The organism is Aquibium microcysteis, assembly GCF_014495845.1.
Classification (GTDB): domain Bacteria; phylum Pseudomonadota; class Alphaproteobacteria; order Rhizobiales; family Rhizobiaceae; genus Aquibium; species Aquibium microcysteis.
Genome location: NZ_CP061080.1, coordinates 2187665 through 2208354, shown reverse-complemented (window position 1 = coordinate 2208354; position 20690 = coordinate 2187665). Strand labels below are relative to the sequence as shown.

The window sequence follows — 20690 nt, the reverse complement described above, 5'->3', positions numbered from 1 at the left end:
CGATGGCGAAGACGAAGACGGCGGAACCCCGCCGCAACACCGGCAAGGCCGAGCGCGCGCTCGGCCACCGGCTCAAGCGGCTGCGCACCGAATCGCAGAAGCCGCCGATCGGCCCGCATGCGGGCGAAGCCGGGCCGACGCGGCATTCGGTGGCGCTCGACTGCGGCTGGGGACGGCTCCTGTTCTCGCAGACCTATCCCGACAACCCGTCCATCATCGACGCCCTGTCGCACGAGGGTGACAAGCGGCGCGACATCGCCTTCTACGTGCGCGACCCCCATGTGCTGCTGTCGCTGGCGCCGCAGGAGACCTTCCTCGACCCCTCGCACACCTATCGCCTCGACCTCTCGACCTACCGGGCGAGCCGCCGCAAGCCGAAGAGCTTCTTCATCCGTCGCCTCGCCTCGCAGGTCGATGCGGATGCCGTCAACACCATCTATGCGGCGCGCAACATGGTGACCGTGAGCCCGGACTTCTTCTGGGCCAACCGCGACAGCCGTTCCATCACCTATATCGTGGCGGAGGACGAGACGACGGGGGACGTGATCGGCACGGTGACGGGGGTTGACCACCAGCGGCTGTTCGGGGACCCGGAGCGCGGTTCCTCCCTCTGGTGCCTTGCCGTCGACCCGCAGTGCCGTCATCCCGGCGTCGGCGAGATGCTGGTGCGCCGACTGGCCGAGCATTTCCAGGCGCGAGGTGCGGCCTTCATGGACCTGTCGGTCATGCACGACAACGAACAGGCCATCGCGCTCTACGAGAAGCTGGGCTTCCGCCGCGTGCCGATCTTCGCCGTCAAGCGCAAGAATCCGATCAACGAGAGGCTCTTCGCCGGGCCGATCCAGGGCTATGACGAGCTCAACCCCTATGCGCGCATCATCGTCGACGAGGCGCGCCGCCGCGGCATTCAGGTCGAGGTCACCGATGCGGCGGGCGGCTTCTTCAGTCTCGCCTATGGCGGGCGCTCGGTGCACTGCCGCGAGAGCCTGTCGGAAATGACCTCCGGCGTGGCGGTGTCGATCTGCGACGACAAGGCCGTGACGCGCCGCGTGGTTGAGCGGGCCGGCTTGAAGGTCCCGGACCAGATCGCCGTCGAGAGCGATGGCGACGAGGCCATCGCGGCGTTTCTCGCCAGGCACGGCAGCATCGTGGTCAAGCCCGCGCGCGGCGAGCAGGGGCGGGGCGTGTCGGTCGGGCTCGAGACGCCGGAGGACACGCGCGCGGCCATCCGGACTGCGCTCGAGGTCTGCGACAGGGTGCTGCTGGAAGCCTGCTTCCAGGGCGAGGACCTGCGTCTCGTCGTCATCGACTACAAGCTGGTCGCCGCCGCGATCCGCCGCCCGCCCTGCGTGATCGGCGACGGGGAACACGACCTGCGCACGTTGATCGAGCGCCAGTCGCGGCGGCGCGCGGCCGCGACGGGCGGCGAGAGCACCATCCCGGTCGACGCCGACACCGGGCGGTGCCTGGCAGGCCAGGGGCTGTCGCTGGACACGGTGCTCGAGGCCGGGCGCGAAATCGTCGTGCGCAAGACGGCCAACCTCCACACCGGCGGCTCCATCCACGACGTCACCGGCATCGTCCACCCGCGCCTGGTCGACGCCGCCTGCGCCGCGGCCCGCGCCATCAAGATCCCGGTCGTCGGCATCGACTTCATGGTCCGGCGCGCCACCGAGCCGGACTACGTCTTCATCGAGGCGAACGAACGGCCGGGGCTCGCCAACCACGAGCCGCAGCCGACGGCACAGCGTTTCATCGATCTCCTGTTTCCGCATTCCCGGCCGATTCCCGCGTCGCAGTCGCCATCCGGCCGCCCGGAGCAGTCGCCGTGACGAAGCTTTCCATCGACACCGGCTATCTCGCTGCGCAGCTGAAGGCGCTGCTTTCGATCGACAGCCCGACGGGCTTCACCGACACCGTCGTGCGGCATGTCTCGCGCGAACTCGAGCAGCTCGGCATGAGCGTCGAGCTCACCCGGCGCGGCGCCATCCGCGCGGTTCGGCAGGGCAGCCGGCGCCAGGGCGCCCGCGCCATCATCACCCATCTCGACACGCTCGGCGCGCAGGTAAAGCGCGTCAAGGAGAACGGGCGGCTCGAACTCGTGCCGATCGGCCACTGGTCGTCGCGCTTCGCCGAAGGGGCCCGTGCCAACATCTATTCCTACGAGGGCAGGCATCGCGGCTCGATCCTGCCGCTGATGGCATCCGGCCACACCTTCAACGACGGCGTCGATACCCAGCCCGTCGACTGGGCCCATATCGAGCTCAGGATCGACGCGCGCACCACGAGCAAGGCGGAGACGCTGGCGCTCGGCATCGACATCGGCGACATCGTCGCGATCGATCCCGAAACCGAGTTCATGGACAACGGCTTCATCGTCTCGCGCCACCTCGACGACAAGGCCGGCGTCGCCGCGTCGCTGGCCGCCCTGGAGGCGATGGAGCGGGCACAGGCGCGTACGCCGGTCGACATCCACTGGCTGTTCACGATCGCCGAGGAGGTGGGCGTCGGCGCGACCGCGATCGTGGCCCCGGAGGTCGCCTCGATGGTCGCCGTCGACAACGGCACCACGGCACCCGGACAGAATTCTTCGGAGTTCGGCGTCACCATCGCCATGGCCGACCAGACCGGACCCTTCGACTACCACCTCACCAAGAAGCTGATCGACCTCTGCCGCGACGGCGATATCCCGATGCAGCGCGACATCTTCCGCTTCTACCGCTCGGATTCCGCCTCCGCGGTCGAGGCCGGCCACGACGTCCGCACCGCGCTGATCGCCTTCGGCGTCGATGCCTCGCATGGCTACGAGCGCATCCACATGGACGCGCTGGTCTCGATCGCCGAACTCATCACCGCCTATGTGACCAGCCCGCTGGAGATCAAGCGCGACATCGAGGAGATCTCGGGCATGTCCGGCTTCACCGAACAGCCGAGCGCCCCGCATGACGGAAGTTCGGGGGAGGGGTAGTCCGACCGTCCCCGGAGCCAGGTTCCGTGGTGCCGGAACAAGAGCCGACGCCGGCGTCTCCCTCCCCTTCGAGGGGAGGGTAAGGGTGGGGGTTCGGACGTGAGACGGACGCAACCCGGGCGTCGCCGGGCTGCATGCATTCCTTGACTTGGCCCTGCGGGCCCACCCCCACCCCCACCCCTGACCGCTGCCCACAAGGGGGAGGGGGACCACCACCCTCTCAATCCGTCGTCACCACATAGTCCGCACGGCCCTCCCATACGAGCTTCCAGCGCGCGCCGGGCCGCACGTTCTGTACGCTGTGCGGTTCGAAGGCGACGAGGCAGGTGCCGCGGCGGCGGCGCGCGGACGGGTAGATCAGGCCGCGGCTGCCCGCCTCGCGCAGGCGCCGCGCCAGCGCCTGCCCGGCCGGATAGGCCGTCGCGGGATCATGGCCGAGGCAGTCCAGGGGGGCGGTCACCTTGCGCAGATCGTGGAAGTCGCCGATGAAGCCGGCGAGCAGCGACTGGTAGACCGCCTCGTCCTCGAAGCGGGCGATGCGGGCCAGTTCCCGGGTGCGGTGAAAGCCCACCTCGGCGATGGCGGTAAGCTCGTCGAAGGCGCAGTACCAGGCGCCGCGGTCGCCGGCGTTGAAGCGGTTGCCCTCGGGCCGCGTGTAGGCGAAGGCGGCGTTGATAGTGGTGTGGCCCCAGGCGCGGAACACCGTCTCGCGTGGATCGAGCGAGCCCGCCCCGACCGTCTGCGCCTTCAGACGGCGGTTGGTCAGCCCTTCGATCTCGGCCAGCAGCGCGAACTCCTCCTCCGTGTCCACGAGGGCGCGCAGCACCGGCGGCTTGAAATAGGCCGTGGAAATGAGCCTGACCGTCGCCTGCTCCGCGATCGTCGTGAGCGGCGGTATCAAACGCCGCCCCGCAGGGCGTCGACATGGTCGCGCGTCGACAGGATGGCGGGCAGACCGCCGTCGATCATCGCGTCGAGCGGGCTGCGGTTGCCGAAGGCGGGACCGGCGTTGGGGAGGCGCACCCAGTCGTCCGCGAGCGGCTCGGAAAAGTAGAGATGCAGCGCCTTGTACAGCCCCACGACCCCGCTCGCGCGCAACATCTGGTCGCGCGACAGGCGGCCGCTCCATCCGCCCGCCTTCATACGATTCCAGGTGCGTCCCGACACGTCGAGCAGGTTGGCGGCGTCGTCGCCGCGCAGTCGCCAGGCCTCGGCGATCCGCACGAAGGCCTTCGCCGCCACGGCGGCGGCTTCGGCGCTGCCGTCCAGCTGGCTCCCGGTCCGGATCCCGTCTGCGACTGCGGTCTGGGCCATCACCCTCTCCTTGCCACCTGGCTAAGTTTAGGGTGCCATTTGGCGAAGTTCAAGAGGCCCGGACTCCGAACGCTCAGGCCGGCAGCCGGATGGTTGCGCGCAGGCCGCCCATCGGGCTGTCCGAGAGCATGATGTCGCCGCCATGGCTGCGCGCGATGTCGCGGGCGATGGACAGGCCGAGCCCGGTGCCGCTGGCATCCTGGTTGCGCGCGTCGTCCAGCCGGACGAAAGGCTTGAAGACGTGCTCGCGCTTTTCCGACGGGATGCCGGGTCCGTCGTCGTCGATCACCACCGTCAGCGAGCCGCGGGTATGGGTGGCATGCACATGCACCGACTTCGCATAGCGGAAGGCGTTGCCGACGAGGTTCGACATCAACCGCGTGAAGGCGGCGGGCCGGACCAGAAGGTCGGGCGATCCGGTTATCTGGGTCGTCAGCTTGCGCCTGCGCAGCCGCGCCTCCTCCGATAGGCGCTCGAACAGGCTTTCGATGTTGAGCTGTCCGGTGTCCTCCGACGCCTCGCCGCGGGCGAAGGCGAGATAGCCTTCGAGCATCGACTGCATGTCGTCGATGTCCTGGTTCAGCGCCTCGGTCTCAGGCCGCTTGCCGGCAATGGCGAGCTGCAGCTTGAAGCGGGTGAGGATCGTGCGCAGATCGTGGCTGACGCCTGTGAGCATGGCGGTGCGCTGCTCGATCTGCCGCTCGATGCGCTCGCGCATCAGGATGAAGGCGGTACCGGCGCGCCGCACCTCGTCGGCGCCGCGCGGGCGGAAATCCGGCGGCGGCGGCCGGCCCTTGCCGAAGCTCTCCGCTGCCGCTGCGAGCTGCTGGATGGGCCTGATCTGGTTGCGCAGGAAGAGTACGGCGATGACGATCAGCACCAGCGACGTGCCGACCATCCACAGAAGGAAGATGTGGGTGTTGGAGGCGTAGGCCTGGCTGCGGCGGGCGAAGACGCGCAGCACCATGTCGTCCAGCCGGATGCGGATCTCGACGATGGCCGAGTCGCCCACCGTGTCGAGCCAGAAAGGACGATTGATCTGCCGGGTGATCTCGGCCGACAGCACCTGGTCCAGAATCGAGAAGAACGGCTTCGGTCCAGGGGCGGGGAGGGGGTCGGGCGGCATGATGTCCACCTTCAGCCCGAGCCGTTCCTGCGCGATGCGCAGCACGTTCTGGTAGCCGTTCTGGTCGGGATAGGTTTCGATCATGTCGATGATGGCGGCGATGTCGCGCGTGACCGCCATCGACAGGCGCTGGGTCACGGTCTGCCAGTGGCGTTCCATGAAGACGAAGGCCACCACCGACTGCAGCAGGATCATCGGCGCGATGACGATGATCAGCGAACGGGCGTAGAGCCGCTTCGGCATGAACAGCGAGACGCGGCGCCAGAAGCGGCGCCAGCCATCCGGCAGGATGCCCGCCATCCGGAGCAGCAGTGCGCCGCTCTCGTCCTTCCGTTCGCTGCGGGTCTCGCTGGTCGCCATACCGTCCTTCGTGCGTGCGGCGCGGCCGGTGCCGCGTCATGTCGCCACGCAGTGTAGTCGAGGGCCTCGCCCGACGGAACCGGCCGGAGCGCCGGCCGCGCCTATTCGACGCTGAGGCGATAGCCGACGCCGCGCACGGTCTGCAGCCAGACCGGATTGGCCGGGTCGCGCTCGATCTTGCGGCGCAGCCGGTTGATCTGCACGTCGATGGTGCGCTCGCCGACCTCGGCGTCCCCGCTCACCAGTTCGTGGCGGGGAATCGTCTCGCCCGGACGCTCGGCGAAGATCGCCAGGATGTCCTGCTCGCGATCGGTCAGCTTGATCGCCTCGCCGGCGTTCTTCAGCTCGCGGCGGGCGATCTGGAAGGTGTAGGGCCCGAAGACGATCTGCTCGGCCTTCGGCGTCTGCGGCGGACCGCCGCGGCGCAGGATGTTGTTGATGCGCAGGATGAGCTCGCGCGGATCGAAGGGCTTCGGCAGGTAGTCGTCGGCGCCCGCTTCCAGGCCGGCGATGCGGCTGTCGGTCTCCGACAGCGCGGTCAGCATCAGGATGGGCACTTCCTTGCGCTCGCGCAGCGAGCGGGTGAGGTCGACGCCGCTTTCGCCCGGCATCATCACGTCGAGCACGATGAGATCGAAGTCCAGTCCCTCGAGCTTGCGCCGCGCCTCCGCTGCGGTGGCGGCGACCGTGACGCGGAATCCGTTGGACGACAGAAACTGCATCAGGAGGGTCCGGATACGCGTGTCGTCGTCGACCACCAGCAGATGCGGCGCGTCGTCCGAGGGAACCACCATGTCATCGACCATCGTTCGCTTCTCCCTCGACCACCGGCGCATCGCCGTGCGGCAGCCGATCGATCTGCGCACGCAGCTCCGGGTTCACCATCGCCTTCAGGAACCGGCCGACGACGGCGCGTTCCTCCGGTCCGGTCTCCTGCAGAGCGGAACGAATGCGACGCGACTGTGGCAAGGCGAGGGCAAGCGCCAGGGCGCGGCCTTTCTGCGTCGGATAGAGTTCGCGCTGGCGGCGATCCTTCGGCCCCTGGATCTGGACGACGTGGCCGGTATCGATCAGCTGCTTGAGAACGCGCGCCAGGCTCTGCTTGGTGATCTTCAGAACGTCCAGGAGTTCGGCCACCGTCAGCCCCGGCATCCGGTTGACGAAGTGGAGGACGCGGTGATGGGCGCGGCCGAAGCCGTCGGTGGACAGGATCTGGTCGGGATCCGACGTGAAGTCGCGATAGGCGAAGAAGAAGAGCTCGATCAGGTCGAGTTCCAGCCCCTCGCGCGCGACGAGCGCTGCGCGAATGGGGCCGCCGTCGCCCGGAACGTTCTCCTTCATGTCGACTCCGTTTTCCGAAAAATATGTCAGCCATGTTGACATATCTCCGGCCCACTGGTAATTTTCATCAAGCTTTTCGGCAGATTGCGAACGAAAAGGCAAGTCTGGAGCGTCGTGGCGGCGGGTCCGACGGTTTGCTTTTTTCCCTCGATCGGCAAGAATGCTCCCCGCCGCAGGAGCGGCCGGGCCATATGGGTCATTGTTCCAACGATAGGCGGGCTGCGGCCCGCGGGAGGTCAGCATGGCATCCGTTCCCTTCGATCAGCTCGACGGCTACATCTGGATGAACGGCGAATTCGTGAAGTGGGCGGATGCGAAGATCCACGTGCTGACGCACGGCCTGCACTACGCCAGCGCGGTGTTCGAGGGCGAGCGGGCCTATGGCGGCGAGATCTTCAAGCTCACCGAGCACACCGAGCGGCTGCACGAATCGGCCCGCATCCTCGGCTTCAAGATTCCCTATTCGGTCGCCGAGATCGACGACGCCTGCCGCACGCTGCTGAAGAAGCAGGGCTTCACCGATGCCTATGTCCGGCCGATCGCCTGGCGCGGTTCGGAGATGATGGGCGTCTCGGCGCAGAACAACCGCATCAACTGCGCCATCGCCATCTGGCAGTGGCCGAGCTATTTCGATCCGGCGCAGAAGCTCAAGGGCATCCGCCTCGATCTGGCCGAGTACCGCCGGCCCGATCCGCGCACGGCGCCGTCGAAATCCAAGGCCGCCGGCCTCTACATGATCTGCACCATCTCCAAGCACGCGGCCGAGGCCAAGGGCTACGCCGATGCCATGATGCTCGACTGGCGCGGCCAGGTGGCCGAGGCGACCGGCGCCAACGTCTTCTTCGTCAAGGACGGCAAGCTGCACACGCCCAAGCCCGACTGCTTCCTGGACGGCATCACGCGCCGCACGGTCATCGACCTGGCGAAGCGCCGCAATCTCGAGGTGATCGAGCGGGCGATCATGCCCGAGGAACTGGAAGGCTTCGAGCAGTGCTTCCTCACCGGCACGGCCGCCGAAGTGACGCCGGTTTCGGAGATCGGACCCTACAACTTCGTCGTCGGCGAGATCGCCAGGACGCTGATGGAAGACTATTCGGCCGAAGTGCAGCCCCGCCGGGCGCTGGCCGCGGAGTAGCGTCGACAGACGCGATTCCCCTCCCCTTGCGGGGAGGGGTTAAGGGGGTGGTTGCGACACCCGGAAGGCAAGAAAAGACCCTTGCCCGAGCCGAGCCATCGCCGGTTCGCACCTTCGCCCCGACCCCCACCCCCGGCCCCGCAGGGGCGAGCCACCCGTCCCGCCCGTCCTTCGGACCCCCGCAAGGGGGGAGGGGAGCCCGGCGCGACACCCTCATCCCCCCATTTCCCTGTGGACGCCTCCGCCCCTCCCGCCTATGTCGGGGCGAACGCGACAGAAGGAAACGCCATGGGACAGCTCAACGCCGGGATCGTTCCCGTCACGCCCTTCCAGCAGAACTGCACGATCCTGTTCGACGCCGACGACAAGACCGCTGTCGTCGTCGATCCCGGCGGGGACGTCGACCGCATCCTCTCGGCCATCTCGGAGAACGGGCTCGACGTGAAGGCGATCTGGCTGACGCATGGCCACATCGATCATGCCGGCGGGGCGATGGAGCTGAAGGAGGCGCTCGGTGTCGAGATCCTCGGGCCGCATGCCGACGATACCCCGCTGCTGGCCAATCTCGAAAGCCAGGCGCAGATGTTCGGTCTCGGCGGAGCCGTGCGCAACTGCACGCCCGACCGCTTCCTGACGGAAGGCGAGACCGTCTCCTTCGGGGGGCACGTCTTCGAGGTGCTGCACTGCCCGGGTCACGCGCCCGGGCACGTCGTCTATTTCAACCGCGCGGCCCGGTTCGCCCATGTCGGCGACGTCCTGTTCGCCGGGTCGATCGGCAGGACCGACCTGCCGGGCGGCAACCACGACCAGCTCATCGCGTCGATCAGGAACAAGCTCTTCCCCCTCGGCGACGACGTCGGCTTCATCTGCGGGCACGGGCCCGGCGGACGGATCGGCGAGGAGCGGCGTACGAATCCCTTCCTGCGATAGGCTGGAGCCGCACGCGGCCGCGAGCCGGGCGACCGGCAGGCCGCCCGGCCCGGCTTCAGTCGGCCACGCAGAAATGGTCGTATCCGTCATAGCCGCGGAACGTGCCCGTCTGCGGATCGAAGGACCGGTAACGGGCCGCGCAATAGCGGTACCAGTCGCGGGTCCAGGGCTCGATCTGACCCTCATAGGCGATGGAATAGTCATCGTAGGGTGCCGGCGGATAGTCGTCCGTGCCGTAGTCCGCCGGTGCGTCGTCGATCGCGGTGGCGGCGATGATCCCGATGGCCAGCCCGAGCACGCCGGCCGCCACCAGATCGGCGGTGGCGTCGTGACGGTGATGATGCTGCGGGTGACGCGGCCGCTGCTCGCGCCAGCGCTCGCCCGCGCTCGCTTCCAGGACCGGAACGAGGGTGGCGGCGGCCGCGGCGGCCGACAGGACGAGGGTTCGGGCGAGACGGTTCATCGTGATCTCCTTGGGTCTGCCGGCCCCTCTGGTGGCCGGCGATGACGGGAGATCTAGAAGGGGGTTGCTGAATGCTGGCTGAATGAGCCGGTCACCTGCCGTTCGGGTGTCTTCCGGGAGGGGCCGGAACGCCTGCCGTCGCATCCGTGCCGCCGGCCCGGCGCCTCGCATGCCTCGCCCTCGCGCGACCGGCAGGTTGATCGCTCCGGGCCTCCGAGACATGTGGCGATCCCTCGGAAACGCTCCGCAGGCTTCAGGTCTTCGTTTCCGCGCAAGTCTCCAGCCCGAAGCCGACGCCTGCCCGCGGGGAGACATGCCGTCAGCCGCGCCTGCCGGGCAGGGGGCGAAGAAAGCGGTCTTGCGGTCCTCGATGCCGTCGGGCGCCGAAGTCCCGTAGCGCTGGCATGTGGACGAAGACGTACTTGCCGCCATCGTCGGGAGGGATGGAGCCAAGCCCGTGCTCTCGTCGAAGAACCTGACCTTTCCGGCCACCCAGGCCGCGGGCCTTGCCCTGTTCCGTCAAGTTGCCGCCGCGACGAGACCCCCGATGTCCGCCGCACCGTGTGCCGAGGAGCGTCTGCCGCCACCCGCCGGCGAGCCCTCCGCTCCGCGGCGCATGCTGCCGCGGCGGGAGACGTCCCGGCGGCAGGTGCATCATAGCAGGGAGGGCGATCAGGGGACGACGACCGGTGATCGATTGTCCGGACGGCCGGGCAAGATTTGTGGCCGCGCGTCGAGGCGCGGCCGTGCAGGTGCTGAAGACGATACGGTTCCCGGGCGCAGGCCCGAGCCTGCGCCATGTTTGCGTCCGTCGTGTTCTTCCGGCGCGCGCCTACGCGGGACGAAGGTTGACCGCCTTCGGCCCCTTGCCCATGCGATCCGGCTCGGTGTCGAACGTCACCTTCTGACCTTCGGCCAGCGATCCCATGCCCGACGCCTGAACGGCCGAAATGTGGACGAAAACGTCCTTCGCGCCGCCGTCCGGCTTGATGAAGCCGAAGCCTTTTTCGTTGTTGAAGAACTTGACAGTGCCCGTCTGGGGCATGGGAAACTCCTCTTCCCGTCGTGGATCGAAGGATCGGCGCCAGGCGTTGGCCACGGAGCCGGTCCGGGTCAGCGTTCGCGTCGAGTGTTCACACTTTCGGGGAAAGGTCGTCCTCTAACGTTCCAGTCTCCGGGCCTGCACATAACCCGAACAGTTCGGAACGTTGCACGAAAATCGGCGATTGGCAAGACGAGTCGTCGTTCACGGGATCGGGAGCGAAAGTAATTCTGAAAACTAACAGCGACTTATCGTGCCGATCGTCCGGCCGGCGGCCGGTCTGAGCCGACTTACGGCAACCGGGACCCGGGTTCGCTCGACCGGGTGACCCGCCGGATGCTGCAGTCCTGGCCCACGTGGCGGTGAAGGACGACGCCGAGACCGGGCACGAAGTGACGCTGCACGTCGCGATGACAGTCGAGCGGGACGATTTTTTCGCGTGCCGGTACCGGGCGGCAGTCGCCCGGCAGGTGACGGTGGCGCAGCGTCTCGCGAAACGCCGGCACATGGTGCCGCTGAACGTCGGAATGGCAGCCGCCGACGAGAACCGGTCGATGCCCATCCTCCAGCGCGGACGCTCCGCCGGTGGGCACTGAAGCGAGGACAGAAGCGAGGGTTGCGAGTGCGGCTGCGGCGATCATGGCGGAAAGCATGACCGCGCAGCGGGCGCGATGCAAGCCCGCGCGGCTGCTGCCGGTTCGCCCGGTGCGGCGGGTCGGTTCCTGTCATTCGTGCACTGCACCATCACGCGGTGGAAGCGCGGGTAACGGTTCTGCGGCAAAGTGTGATGGAAAGGGCCTGTCGCTTTCGCGCGATTGCGCTACACTGTCGGCGAGTGGGCATGTGTTCCGTCGCGATCGCGGCTGAACCGCCGGGCGTCAACAGAGGAGGCCGGTCATCATGAATCTTCTTCACGAAGACGGCCAGACCAAGACCAAAGGCACGGAAGTTCTCGCGGACGACATCCGGCCGGTCGTCGACGCCGTCTGCAACGAACTCGGCATTGCGGCACGCGAACGCCGACGCCGGGCAGCCGTCGAGGAGCGCATCCTCGTCGCGTGGCGCCGAGGTCCGCGCCAGCCGCTCGATCTCGTGCGCGCCGGCCTCGAGGGGTGAGGCGCCGCCCGTTCGATCGGGGGCGGGACGGGTCCGGACAATGGGAGAGACGCGGGACGCCGCCTCCGAAGTCTCGGCAATGAACAGATACCTGTTGCCGGACCGATCCTGGATGTCTCCGGCATGAGGGAGTTCAGGCCGGGAAAAGCCACGAAACTGCGGCTTGCCGGTTAAGATCGCTTTCCGGCTTGCAACATGGGCCGAACTGCCCCATATTGGAAGCAAGCGAGAAACCGCTTTTCGGGCGCAGGATGACCTGCAGCCGGAAATGCCTCCTCTGAACTGGGGGCGAGTGGTTCCTCGCCGGTGAGCGGAAGGGTCTGCCCGAGGGCGGGCCGCCGCTGAACCGGACGACCGCCGAGGGAACTGACCACGGATGTACTGGCAGCCTCCCGACGGCGGTCACGCGCCGGATCGCGAACCGGAAGCGGGGCACGGCCCCGCTTTTTGTTTTTCCGGAGGGTCGAAACGGAGGTCCGGTCGCGCGTACCGTGAGCGTGGCACGGCCGTACGGCCGCGTCGTGCGTTCATCCAGTTTCCGTGATCGGCATCCTGCGGCCGGTCGCCGTTCGGCATCGGAATGTGTCCGCAGGAGGACGGGACGGACAGGCGAATCGCGGCCCGCACCCGGCTCACAGTGGCCGGCGGGTTGCTATCCGTGGCGTTCATGACGGTAACGAAAGGGGACATGAGATGGCCAAAGGCCAGTTGCGCAGCAACAAGGAAGTTCGCAAGCCGAAGAAGGACAAGAAGGCGGCACCCGCCCCGACCCCCTTCGGCGCGCAGGTGAAGCAGGCCAACGAAGCGGCCGCCAAGAAGAAGTGAAGAACCGCCGGTCCGCCGGCGCGACCAACCGACGATCAGGACAAAAGGACAGGATATCCCTTGCAGGTACTCGTACGCGACAACAACGTGGATCAGGCCCTTCGGGTGCTGAAGAAGAAGATGCAGCGCGAAGGCGTCTTTCGCGAAATGAAGGCGCGCCGCTCTTATGAGAAGCCGTCCGAGAAGCGCGTCCGCGAGAAGGCCGAAGCCGTCCGCCGCAGCCGCAAGGCCGCCCGCAAGCAGGCGCAGCGCGAGGGTCTCCTCCCGGCGCCGAAGAAGAAGGTCTTCGCCGCCCGTCCGGGCGCGGCCCCTTCCACGCCCCGCTACTGATCGCTGAGCGGCCGCGCGACCATGCGCGCGGCACGCTCGCACCGTGGCGCTCCTTCCGGGCGCCCGTTCCCCAGACGGAAAGGAGACAGGAATGGCCTCCATGACAAAGGAAAAGCTGTTCAAGCCGACGGAAGCCGGCCGCAGCAGCAAGTCCGACACCACCACCAATGCGTCGCGCGCCATCATCGACGCCGAAGTCTCGGCGCGCGAGAAGAAGACCGAGCGCCTGCGCAAGCTGCGGCTGGAGCAGGAGGCGGAGGCCGAGGCGCGCGGCGAGACCGCCGCACCCGTGAAGAAGCCGGTTGCCAGGAAGGCGCCCGCGACGAAGCCCGCGCCGCGCCGCGCGATCACCCAGCGGCCGCGCTGATACACCGATATCCCGGACGCTCAACGCTTCGCGCGGCTCGTCTTCCGGAATGACGCGGGCAAGGCGGCAGGCCCGGAGACCGCCTCCGCTCCCGCACGGCGCCGGAAGGACCGGTGCGTCGTCCGCGCCGTCCCGCCTTTCGACGACGTCCGAGGCATGGATCCCGGGTCTGCGCCTCCGCTGCGCTCCGGCTTCGCCCGGGATGACGACGGTGAAAAAGCCGCTCCGCTCCGGCTTCGCCCGGGATGACGACGGTGAGAGGGGCGCCGCCCCTCCGCTTCGCGCCGGATGACGACGGTCAAGAGCCGCCGCCCCTCCGCTTCGTCATCCCGGAACGGCGTCCGAGCGCAGCGAAGGACGACGTATCCGGGATCCATGCCTCGCCGTCTGCCGTCGACCGGGACGATGGAGAAGGACCGGTGCGTCGTCCGCGCCATCCCGCCTCTCGACGACGTCCGAGGCATGGATCCCGGGTCTGCGCCTCCGCTTCGCTCCGGCTTCGCCCGGGATGACGACGGTGAGAGGGGCGCCGCCCCTCCGCTTCGCTCCGGCTTCGCCCCGGATGACGACGGTCAAGAGCCGCCGCCCCTCCGCTTCGTCATCCCGGAACGGCGTCCGAGCGCAGCGAAGGACGACGTATCCGGGATCCATGCCTCGCCGTCTGCCGTCGGGCGGGACGATGGAGAAGGACCGGTGCGTCGTCCGCGCCGTCCCGCCTTTCGATGACCGCCGAGGCATGGATCCCGGGTCTGCGCCTCCGCTTCGCTCCGGCTTCGCCCGGGATGACGACGGTGAAAAAGCCGCTCCGCTCCGGCTTCGCCCGGGATGACGACGGTGAGAGGGGCGCCGCCCCTCCGCTTCGCGCCGGATGACGACGGTCAAGAGCCGCTTCGCTCCGGCTTCGCCCGGGATGACGACGGTGAGAGGGGCGCCGCCCCTCCGCTTCGCTCCGCTCCGCTTCGCGCCGGATGAGGACGGTCAGGAGCCGCCGCCCCTCCGCTTCGTCATCCCGGAACGGCGTCGAGCGCAGCGAGAGGCCGCGTATCCGGGATCCAGAGCTTCACCCGTTGCTTCGCGTCTCCCGCCCGGCCCGCGGTCGTTCCGGGAACCGGCGCTGCCGAACGCGCTGCAGATTCTTCTGCTCCGCCCCGGCTCATGCCGCCGGGTACGCGCCGGGACCGGGCCTATCCCCCGTTGACCAGGTCCAGGATCAGCCGGTGGACATTCCCGCCGGGGCTCATCTCCTCGCGGTCGAAGGCGTTGGAGCGTGCGCGCTGCTCCAGCGAGGCTTCGCCGAGCGGCGTCTGCAATTGCTGCCTGATCTTCCTGCAGCCGGGATCTTCCGGCACGTTTACCCCTACCGTCGTTGCGATGATGCGATCGACCATTTCCTTGATATGGTCGCCATGCACCTTCTCGTGCGCGGTCATGCCGGTGATGAAGCGCTTCCAGTTCGCCGCCAGCGGCGCCGACAGCTTCTGTGAAGGCTTCGGCAGGCGGTAGGTGATCGTCAGCCAGGGCTTGCCCGACACCAGCGAGCAGGATCCGTCCGGCTGCGGCCGGTAGTCGCGCGACCACTTGAGGTCGAAGGTCGTATAGGCGATCGCCCGCGTTCCCCCCGACAGCAGCGGCCCTTTCGCGCCGATCGAGGCGTAGAGTTCCATCCCGGTCGTGCCGGTCACCGCATAGGTCTCCGTCTTCTCCACCGCCGTCCAGTCCGCGGCGATGGCCGGTAACGGGAGGAGGAACACCGGTGCGAGCGCTCGGGCGAGGCGAAGCATCATCTTCATGGCGCCGTTCCCGTCGTTTTTCTGCCGTCCGGTGCGTAGACGCGTCTCATCCGGCACGCAAGCGCCACCTGGTCCGGGCTGCGGCCAGGTCTGCCTGCGAATCCGAGGCTGCCGTTCATCCGCCCGCCTGATCTGCAATTAAGAATAGAATTCCATCCCCGCAAATACAGTCGTTGATAGAAAGCGCGGATTAATGCTATTATTGGTTGCGTTTCGGAAGAGTGCAACCTGAGGAAGCTGTCCGGCCGCATGACAACGACGAAGGAGCATGGTGATGGCCAGTTACCCGGAATTCGACTCCAAGCAGATCGCGGCGGCACTCGATGCGGCGCGTAGCTTCCACGACGTCGCCAGCCTGCAGAAGGCCGGTCCGGCCGCCGCCGTCGCCGACGACGGACATCTGGCGCTCGCCGGCGGCTGCATCTCGGTCACGGTCAGCAACGGTCAGGTCTGTCTCAACCTGCCGCTCGGTTTCGGCAGCGTCTGCCTGCCGGTCCCGGGCTTCATCCCCAACGGCACGGCGGCCCAGGCCTGCATCCACATCTGCACGACCTTCGGCATCCCCACCGGCCTGACCGTGACCGTCAGCGTCGCCGGCAACATGATCGTCCAGAAGTCGTTCGGAAAGTGCTGACTCCCGGCCGCTGACGCTGCGATGCCTGTGCGCCGCGATGCCCGTCGGGGCGTCCGGCGCACGGGACGACCGCGCCTGCGGCACAGGCTTGCGCGGTCCCGCTACCGCCCCGGCCGCCCCGTCTTGCCCGGCCGCCGCTTCTGCCGTTTCTCGTCGGCCGGATCCTCGTAGGACCCCGCGCCGACCTTGCCGCGCACCAGCGGGCGCGGGTCTTCGAGGGGCTTGGGCGGCTTGACCCCCTCCACCGGCTTTTCCGTGCGGCGCACGGTCATCTCGTCCAGCGTGTTCTTGCGGAACAGCGAGCGGTCGACGGCGCCGGCCGGCGTCGCGTGGTCGCCCGAGGTGCCCATTTCGTCGAGCGTCGGTTTGGCGAACAGGCCGGCGGGCTTTTCCTTGCCGATCTGGCCCGCCTTGCCGGCCGGACCGGTCGGCTTGCCCTGCGCCTTCGCCTTGCGGCTCGCCTGCGTGTTCTCCACGCCGGTGTCGCGCGCCATCGGGTCGTCGAGCACGGCGAGTTCGGTCTCGCGCAGGCGCTTGATCTCGTCGCGCAGGCGGGCTGCTGTCTCGAAGTCGAGGTCGGCGGCGGCGTTGCGCATCGCCTTCTCCAGGTGCTCGAGATGTGCCTTGAGATTGTTGCCGACGAGATTGTCCTTGCCGCTCTCGGTGAAGCCCGAAATGTCGGCGCGGACGTGGTCCTTCTCGTAGACCGAATCGAGGATGTCGGCGATGCGGCTCTTCACGCTCTCGGGCGTTATGCCGTGCTCGGCGTTCCAGGCCAGCTGTTTCTCGCGGCGGCGCGTCGTCTCGGCCATCGCGCGGTCCATCGAGCCGGTGATCTGGTCGGCATAGAGGATGACCTTGCCGTCGACGTTGCGGGCGGCGCGGCCGATGGTCTGGATGAGCGAGGTCTCCGAACGCAGGAAGCCTTCCTTGTCGGCGTCGAGGATGGCCACGAAGCCGCATTCGGGAATGTCGAGACCCTCGCGCAGCAGGTTGATGCCGACCAGCACGTCGAAGGCACCGAGGCGCAGGTCGCGCAGGATCTCGATGCGCTCCAGCGTGTCGATGTCGGAATGCATGTAGCGCACGCGAATGCCCTGCTCGTGCAGATATTCGGTGAGGTCCTCGGCCATGCGCTTGGTCAGCACGGTGCAGAGCGTGCGGTAGCCCTTGCGCGTCGTCTCGCGGATCTCGCCCAGCACGTCGTCGACCTGGCTCTTGGCGGGGCGCACCTCCACCGGCGGGTCGATCAGCCCGGTCGGGCGGATCACCTGCTCGGCGAAGACGCCGCCGGCGGCCTCCATTTCCCAGTTGCCGGGGGTGGCGGAGACGGCGACGGTCAGCGGCCGCATCGCGTCCCACTCCTCGAAGCGCAGCGGCCGGTTGTCCATGCAGGAGGGCAGGCGGAAACCGTATTCGGCCAGCGTCGCCTTGCGGCGGAAGTCGCCGCGATACATGCCGCCGATCTGCGGCACGGTGACGTGGCTCTCGTCGATGAAGACGATGGCGTCGTCGGGAATGTATTCGAACAGCGTCGGCGGCGGTTCGCCTGGTGCCCGGCCGGTGAGATAGCGCGAATAGTTCTCGATGCCGGCGCAGGACCCTGTCGCCTCCAGCATCTCCAGATCGAAGCGCGTGCGCTGCTCCAGCCGCTGCGCCTCCAGCAGTCGTCCAGCCTTTTCAAGCTCGTGCAGCCGGTGCTGCAACTCCTCCTTGATCGACTTGATGGCCTGATTCAAGGTCGGGCGCGGCGTCACGTAGTGCGAGTTGGCGTAGATCTTGACGCTCTTCAGGTCCCCGGTCTTGCCGCCGGTCAGCGGGTCGAACTCGGTGATGCTCTCGATCTCGTCGCCGAACAGCGTGATGCGCCAGGCGCGGTCCTCCAGATGGGCGGGGAAGATCTCGATCGTGTCGCCGCGCACCCGGAACGAGCCGCGCACGAAGTTGATGTCCTGGCGCTTGTACTGCTGGGCGACGAGGTCGGCGAGCAGCTGGCGCTGGTCGAGCCGGTCGCCGACCTGCATCTGGAAGGTCATGGCCGTATAGGTCTCGACCGAGCCGATACCGTAGATGCACGACACCGAGGCGACGATGATGACGTCGTCGCGCTCCAGCAGCGAGCGGGTGGCCGAATGGCGCATGCGGTCGATCTGCTCGTTGATCGACGATTCCTTCTCGATGAAGGTGTCGGTGCGCGGCACGTAGGCCTCGGGCTGGTAGTAGTCATAATAGGAGACGAAATACTCGACCGCGTTGTCCGGGAAGAACTGCTTGAACTCCCCGTAGAGCTGCGCCGCCAGCGTCTTGTTGGGGGCGAGGATGAGGGCAGGGCGCTGCGTCTCCTCGATCACCTTGGCCATCGTGAAGGTCTTGCCCGAACCGGTGACGCCGAGCAGCACCTGGGTGCGCTCGTTCTCCTTCACGCCCGAAACGAGGTCGCGGATCGCCGCCGGCTGGTCGCCGGCCGGCTGGAACTCCGCCTTCATGACGATCTCGATGCCGCCTTCCGACTTCTCCGGCCGCGCCGGCCGGTGCGGCGTCCACAGCTGGCCGTTCTTGTGCAGCGGATTGCCGCTCTCGATCAGGTCCGACAGCGCCTTCACGGTCGCCGTCACGCCGCTGTTCGACAGCGAGGCGGCGTCCTCGAGCGAGATGTCCATGCCGGCGACCGGGTTCAGGCCGGCGGCCGCCCGCTCCCTGGCCGTCGCAGCCCCGCCCATCGAGGTGCCGCGCGCGGTCCTGGTGGGCGCGGCGGACCGCTCGGGGATCTTCTTGCCGGACTTGCGCGCGACCTCCGGCTCCGCCATGCCGGCAGCCTCCTTCTCCGCGTCGATCGCCACCTGCACCCGGTGCTTGCCTGCCTTCGAGCGGATCGCGCGCATCTCGGAGGCCCGCAACTCCTCCTCTGCGGCGCGCTCCATCTCGCGCGCCCAGTCGGAGACCGAGCCGCTCAGCGGCATGCCGGACAGCCCGGCCTGCGGCGCCTCGCCGAAGCCCTGCGGCTCCAGCGGCTCGGAAGCGTCCATGAAGTCGAGGATGGGGCTGCGCCGCTTTGCGGCGGACGCGTCGCGCTCCGCCCGCAGAGGGCGCTTCTTTTCGGGAGATCGGGCCATGTGTCGAATATGGAGAGAGTCACCCGAAATGGAAAGGGCGACGCCGGACGCAACGTGCAGGCTGCCGGTGCTCCTGACGGGAGGGTGTCAGGAGGTGCCGCCGACGTCAGAGATCCCTCGGCCGGACGAAGTCGGTGAGCCGGGCACCGCCGCCGGCCAGGTTGCGCCATTCCGCCTCCACCACGAACCGCGCCAGCGCGCCGGTCGGGAACTTTTCACGCAGCAGCGCCAGCGCACCGGCATCGGACCGGTCCGAGGCGAGGATGGCCGCGAGGTCTTCCAGGCCTGGATTGTGGCCGATCACGAGAAGCCGCCGCGCACCGGGCGGCGCCGCTCGGATGGCGGCGAGGATCGCCGTCGCCGAAGCGTCGTAGAGGGTCTCGTCGTAGCGGGTCGCGACGTTGCCGAGGGCAGGGCGCGCGAGGTCCCAGGTCTCGCGCGTGCGGCGCGCGGACGACGCGATCACGTGGTCGGGCCGCCAGCCGCGCGCGTCCGCCAGGGCGCCCATCCCGGGCGCGTCCCTGCGGCCGCGTGCGGAAAGCGGGCGGTCGAAATCGGCGAGCGAAGGGTCGTCGCGGCTCGACTTGGCATGTCTCAGCAGCAGCAATTCCCTCATGCCGTCTCCGACCTGTCCCCGGGGCGCGTGATTCGTGGTCGGGCTCAGGGTGGCCGAAGCGGCGAAGGGGCGGAAGAGGCGGGCTCAGCCGTAGCGAAGCTTGAGGCCGACGATGGCCAGCACGAAGGCGAGCGTCACCGCGTTGGCGACGATCACCGGCCAGGAACCGATCATCAGCCCGTAGATCAGCCACAGGAAGACGCCCGACGCGAAGACCGCGTTGGTGGCCAGCGAAATCCCCCCGGTCTGCCGTTCGCGCAGGATCTTCAGCGTCTGCGGCAGCCAGCACAGCGAGGTGATGACGGCGGCGACGGCGCCCAGAAGTTCGACGGAGAGAGGCACGGCGGGACACTTTCCAGAAGAGATTTGTCGCACCGCAATACACCCTTTGCGGTGGGCGCCGGAAGGTGGTGCGGCCGGCATTTCGTCGCGCCGTCCGGCGCCGGGGAGAAGCCGCCGTTCCTGCCGTCAGTCGATGACGCGCAGCCGGATCGCCTTTGCGACCGCCTGCGTGCGGTTTGCCGCGCCGAGCTTGTCGACGCAGCATCCCACGTGGTGCTCCACCATCTGCTCGGACAGTTCCAGGATTCCGGCGATTTCGGCCGCCGTCTTGCCCGCACTGGTCCACATCAGGCACTGCCGTTCGCGCAGCGTCAGCCGGAAGTCTCCGGTATGGCGCTCCTCGTTCTGGATCGTGACGATGCGGTCGAAAAGGCCGTGGGCGAAGAGGCTGAGCAGCGCCGTTTCGGCGAGCGGAAGGAGGGGCCTGTCGCCGCCGAACATGACCACGCCGCGATCGCCGCCCCGGCCGGCGACCGGCAGCGTCACGCCCATCCGTACGCCCGCCCCGGCGAGCACGGCGCGGGGGTGGTCGAGCCCGCGCGGCGGGGGGATGTGCCCGTCCCACGCGAAGGGGCGGGCCGCCGCGCGGGCGGCGGCCATGGAGCGGCTGCCGCTCGCCAGGATCGCGCGTTCGTAGGCCATGACGATCTCGCGCGGAAAGCTCGTCAGGGCGATCTGGCGCGTCGGCCTGCCCTGCGGCTCGGGATCGAAGCGCAGGACGGCGTGATGAAGGAAGCCGTGGTTCCGCGCGAGCAGGCAGAGGAAATCATGCGCTTCTCCGAGTGTCCGGAGGCCGTCCAGATCATCGAGCAAGACGCCGCGGAGCGGTGTCGCGGCGCAGGTCGCCGACATCATCATCTTTGCCCTCCAGGGGGTCT

Annotated in this window: 22 protein-coding genes; 10 read left to right on the top strand and 12 right to left on the bottom strand. The window is 68.2% G+C overall.

Annotated features, from left to right (window positions below):
- Positions 1–2 precede the first annotated feature (2 nt).
- On the top strand, positions 3–1832 hold the full coding sequence (gene ngg / locus IAI54_RS10195; RefSeq protein ID WP_187972231.1) for an N-acetylglutaminylglutamine synthetase: 1830 nt from the start codon (positions 3–5) through the stop codon (positions 1830–1832).
- Complete coding sequence (locus IAI54_RS10190; protein WP_187972230.1) at positions 1829–2968, top strand: osmoprotectant NAGGN system M42 family peptidase; 1140 nt, start codon at positions 1829–1831, stop codon at positions 2966–2968. The genes ngg and IAI54_RS10190 overlap by 4 nt, the downstream gene beginning before the upstream one ends.
- A gap of 220 nt (positions 2969–3188) precedes the next feature.
- Here IAI54_RS10190 and IAI54_RS10185 read toward each other — a convergent pair whose 3' ends face one another.
- The 5 genes from IAI54_RS10185 to IAI54_RS10165 all read right to left on the bottom strand — a co-directional run bounded on the left by IAI54_RS10185 (position 3189) and on the right by IAI54_RS10165 (position 7109).
- A complete protein-coding gene (locus IAI54_RS10185; protein ID WP_235679319.1) occupies positions 3189–3869 on the bottom strand; it encodes an RES family NAD+ phosphorylase in 681 nt (226 codons plus the stop codon).
- Positions 3866–4282 carry an antitoxin Xre-like helix-turn-helix domain-containing protein gene (locus IAI54_RS10180; RefSeq protein WP_187972229.1) on the bottom strand — a complete coding sequence of 139 codons (417 nt, stop codon included), beginning with the start codon at positions 4280–4282 and terminating at the stop codon, positions 3866–3868. The genes IAI54_RS10185 and IAI54_RS10180 overlap by 4 nt, the downstream gene beginning before the upstream one ends.
- Positions 4283–4355: 73 nt before the next feature.
- Positions 4356–5768 (bottom strand): ATP-binding protein, encoded by a 1413-nt coding sequence (locus IAI54_RS10175; protein ID WP_187972228.1) that lies wholly within the window; start codon positions 5766–5768, stop codon positions 4356–4358.
- 101 nt (positions 5769–5869) lie between these two features.
- Complete coding sequence (locus IAI54_RS10170) at positions 5870–6574, bottom strand: response regulator (RefSeq protein ID WP_187972227.1); 705 nt, start codon at positions 6572–6574, stop codon at positions 5870–5872.
- Positions 6564–7109, bottom strand: coding sequence for a MarR family winged helix-turn-helix transcriptional regulator (locus IAI54_RS10165; protein WP_187973103.1), 546 nt, complete (start codon positions 7107–7109; stop codon positions 6564–6566). Before IAI54_RS10165 ends, IAI54_RS10170 begins: the two co-directional genes overlap by 11 nt.
- Before the next feature lie 241 nt (positions 7110–7350).
- On the opposite strand from IAI54_RS10165, the gene IAI54_RS10160 reads away from it, so the two are divergent.
- Complete coding sequence (locus IAI54_RS10160) at positions 7351–8244, top strand: branched-chain amino acid aminotransferase (protein WP_187972226.1); 894 nt, start codon at positions 7351–7353, stop codon at positions 8242–8244.
- Positions 8245–8532: 288 nt separating this feature from the next.
- Positions 8533–9174 (top strand): MBL fold metallo-hydrolase, encoded by a 642-nt coding sequence (locus IAI54_RS10155; RefSeq protein WP_187972225.1) that lies wholly within the window; start codon positions 8533–8535, stop codon positions 9172–9174.
- Positions 9175–9229: 55 nt separating this feature from the next.
- Here IAI54_RS10155 and IAI54_RS10150 read toward each other — a convergent pair whose 3' ends face one another.
- On the bottom strand, positions 9230–9637 hold the full coding sequence (locus IAI54_RS10150) for a BA14K family protein (protein WP_187972224.1): 408 nt from the start codon (positions 9635–9637) through the stop codon (positions 9230–9232).
- 832 nt (positions 9638–10469) lie between these two features.
- Positions 10470–10682 carry a cold-shock protein gene (locus tag IAI54_RS10145; RefSeq protein WP_187972223.1) on the bottom strand — a complete coding sequence of 71 codons (213 nt, stop codon included), beginning with the start codon at positions 10680–10682 and terminating at the stop codon, positions 10470–10472.
- A 353-nt stretch (positions 10683–11035) separates the two neighbouring features.
- On the opposite strand from IAI54_RS10145, the gene IAI54_RS10140 reads away from it, so the two are divergent.
- The 5 genes from IAI54_RS10140 to IAI54_RS10125 all read left to right on the top strand — a co-directional run bounded on the left by IAI54_RS10140 (position 11036) and on the right by IAI54_RS10125 (position 13317).
- Positions 11036–11275 carry a hypothetical protein gene (locus IAI54_RS10140; protein WP_187972222.1) on the top strand — a complete coding sequence of 80 codons (240 nt, stop codon included), beginning with the start codon at positions 11036–11038 and terminating at the stop codon, positions 11273–11275.
- A 304-nt stretch (positions 11276–11579) separates the two neighbouring features.
- Positions 11580–11795, top strand: coding sequence for a hypothetical protein (locus IAI54_RS10135; RefSeq protein ID WP_187972221.1), 216 nt, complete (start codon positions 11580–11582; stop codon positions 11793–11795).
- Positions 11796–12488: 693 nt separating this feature from the next.
- Complete coding sequence (locus IAI54_RS29130; protein ID WP_275403607.1) at positions 12489–12620, top strand: hypothetical protein; 132 nt, start codon at positions 12489–12491, stop codon at positions 12618–12620.
- A 60-nt stretch (positions 12621–12680) separates the two neighbouring features.
- A complete protein-coding gene (gene rpsU, locus IAI54_RS10130) occupies positions 12681–12950 on the top strand; it encodes a 30S ribosomal protein S21 (RefSeq protein ID WP_126697886.1) in 270 nt (89 codons plus the stop codon).
- Between the two features lie 91 nt (positions 12951–13041).
- Positions 13042–13317, top strand: a complete 276-nt coding sequence (locus IAI54_RS10125) for a hypothetical protein (protein WP_420838272.1) — start codon at positions 13042–13044, stop codon at positions 13315–13317.
- Between the two features lie 1184 nt (positions 13318–14501).
- On the opposite strand, the gene IAI54_RS10120 is transcribed toward IAI54_RS10125, so the two are convergent.
- The gene (locus IAI54_RS10120) at positions 14502–15107 is read right to left on the bottom strand and encodes a DUF922 domain-containing Zn-dependent protease (protein WP_187972220.1); all 606 of its coding nucleotides are present in this window, start codon (positions 15105–15107) and stop codon (positions 14502–14504) included.
- 274 nt (positions 15108–15381) lie between these two features.
- Between IAI54_RS10120 and IAI54_RS10115 the strand changes: the two genes are divergently transcribed.
- Positions 15382–15741, top strand: a complete 360-nt coding sequence (locus IAI54_RS10115; protein ID WP_187972219.1) for a hypothetical protein — start codon at positions 15382–15384, stop codon at positions 15739–15741.
- A 101-nt stretch (positions 15742–15842) separates the two neighbouring features.
- On the opposite strand, the gene uvrB is transcribed toward IAI54_RS10115, so the two are convergent.
- The 4 genes from uvrB to IAI54_RS10095 all read right to left on the bottom strand — a co-directional run bounded on the left by uvrB (position 15843) and on the right by IAI54_RS10095 (position 20670).
- On the bottom strand, positions 15843–18854 hold the full coding sequence (gene uvrB, locus IAI54_RS10110; protein ID WP_187972218.1) for an excinuclease ABC subunit UvrB: 3012 nt from the start codon (positions 18852–18854) through the stop codon (positions 15843–15845).
- 106 nt (positions 18855–18960) lie between these two features.
- On the bottom strand, positions 18961–19470 hold the full coding sequence (locus IAI54_RS10105) for a SixA phosphatase family protein (RefSeq protein ID WP_187972217.1): 510 nt from the start codon (positions 19468–19470) through the stop codon (positions 18961–18963).
- Positions 19471–19554: 84 nt separating this feature from the next.
- Positions 19555–19812: a SemiSWEET family sugar transporter gene (locus tag IAI54_RS10100; protein ID WP_235679318.1), complete on the bottom strand. Its 258-nt coding sequence runs from the start codon at positions 19810–19812 to the stop codon at positions 19555–19557.
- A 126-nt stretch (positions 19813–19938) separates the two neighbouring features.
- Entirely contained in the window at positions 19939–20670 is a 732-nt protein-coding gene (locus IAI54_RS10095; RefSeq protein ID WP_187972215.1) for a helix-turn-helix transcriptional regulator, read from the bottom strand.
- Between the last annotated feature and the right edge of the window lie 20 nt (positions 20671–20690).

Coding starts and splice junctions, on each gene's coding strand:
- IAI54_RS10160 (WP_187972226.1), top strand. CDS start 7,351: ATGGCATCCGTTCCCTTCGATCAGCTCGACGGCTACATCTGGATGAAC.
- IAI54_RS10115 (WP_187972219.1), top strand. CDS start 15,382: ATGGCCAGTTACCCGGAATTCGACTCCAAGCAGATCGCGGCGGCACTC.
- IAI54_RS10150 (WP_187972224.1), bottom strand. CDS start 9,637: ATGAACCGTCTCGCCCGAACCCTCGTCCTGTCGGCCGCCGCGGCCGCC.
- IAI54_RS10095 (WP_187972215.1), bottom strand. CDS start 20,670: ATGATGATGTCGGCGACCTGCGCCGCGACACCGCTCCGCGGCGTCTTG.
- IAI54_RS29130 (WP_275403607.1), top strand. CDS start 12,489: ATGGCCAAAGGCCAGTTGCGCAGCAACAAGGAAGTTCGCAAGCCGAAG.
- IAI54_RS10135 (WP_187972221.1), top strand. CDS start 11,580: ATGAATCTTCTTCACGAAGACGGCCAGACCAAGACCAAAGGCACGGAA.
- ngg (WP_187972231.1), top strand. CDS start 3: ATGGCGAAGACGAAGACGGCGGAACCCCGCCGCAACACCGGCAAGGCC.
- uvrB (WP_187972218.1), bottom strand. CDS start 18,854: ATGGCCCGATCTCCCGAAAAGAAGCGCCCTCTGCGGGCGGAGCGCGAC.
- IAI54_RS10180 (WP_187972229.1), bottom strand. CDS start 4,282: ATGGCCCAGACCGCAGTCGCAGACGGGATCCGGACCGGGAGCCAGCTG.
- IAI54_RS10175 (WP_187972228.1), bottom strand. CDS start 5,768: ATGGCGACCAGCGAGACCCGCAGCGAACGGAAGGACGAGAGCGGCGCA.
- IAI54_RS10145 (WP_187972223.1), bottom strand. CDS start 10,682: ATGCCCCAGACGGGCACTGTCAAGTTCTTCAACAACGAAAAAGGCTTC.
- IAI54_RS10170 (WP_187972227.1), bottom strand. CDS start 6,574: ATGGTCGATGACATGGTGGTTCCCTCGGACGACGCGCCGCATCTGCTG.
- IAI54_RS10105 (WP_187972217.1), bottom strand. CDS start 19,470: ATGAGGGAATTGCTGCTGCTGAGACATGCCAAGTCGAGCCGCGACGAC.
- IAI54_RS10155 (WP_187972225.1), top strand. CDS start 8,533: ATGGGACAGCTCAACGCCGGGATCGTTCCCGTCACGCCCTTCCAGCAG.
- IAI54_RS10120 (WP_187972220.1), bottom strand. CDS start 15,107: ATGAAGATGATGCTTCGCCTCGCCCGAGCGCTCGCACCGGTGTTCCTC.
- IAI54_RS10165 (WP_187973103.1), bottom strand. CDS start 7,109: ATGAAGGAGAACGTTCCGGGCGACGGCGGCCCCATTCGCGCAGCGCTC.
- IAI54_RS10125 (WP_420838272.1), top strand. CDS start 13,042: ATGGCCTCCATGACAAAGGAAAAGCTGTTCAAGCCGACGGAAGCCGGC.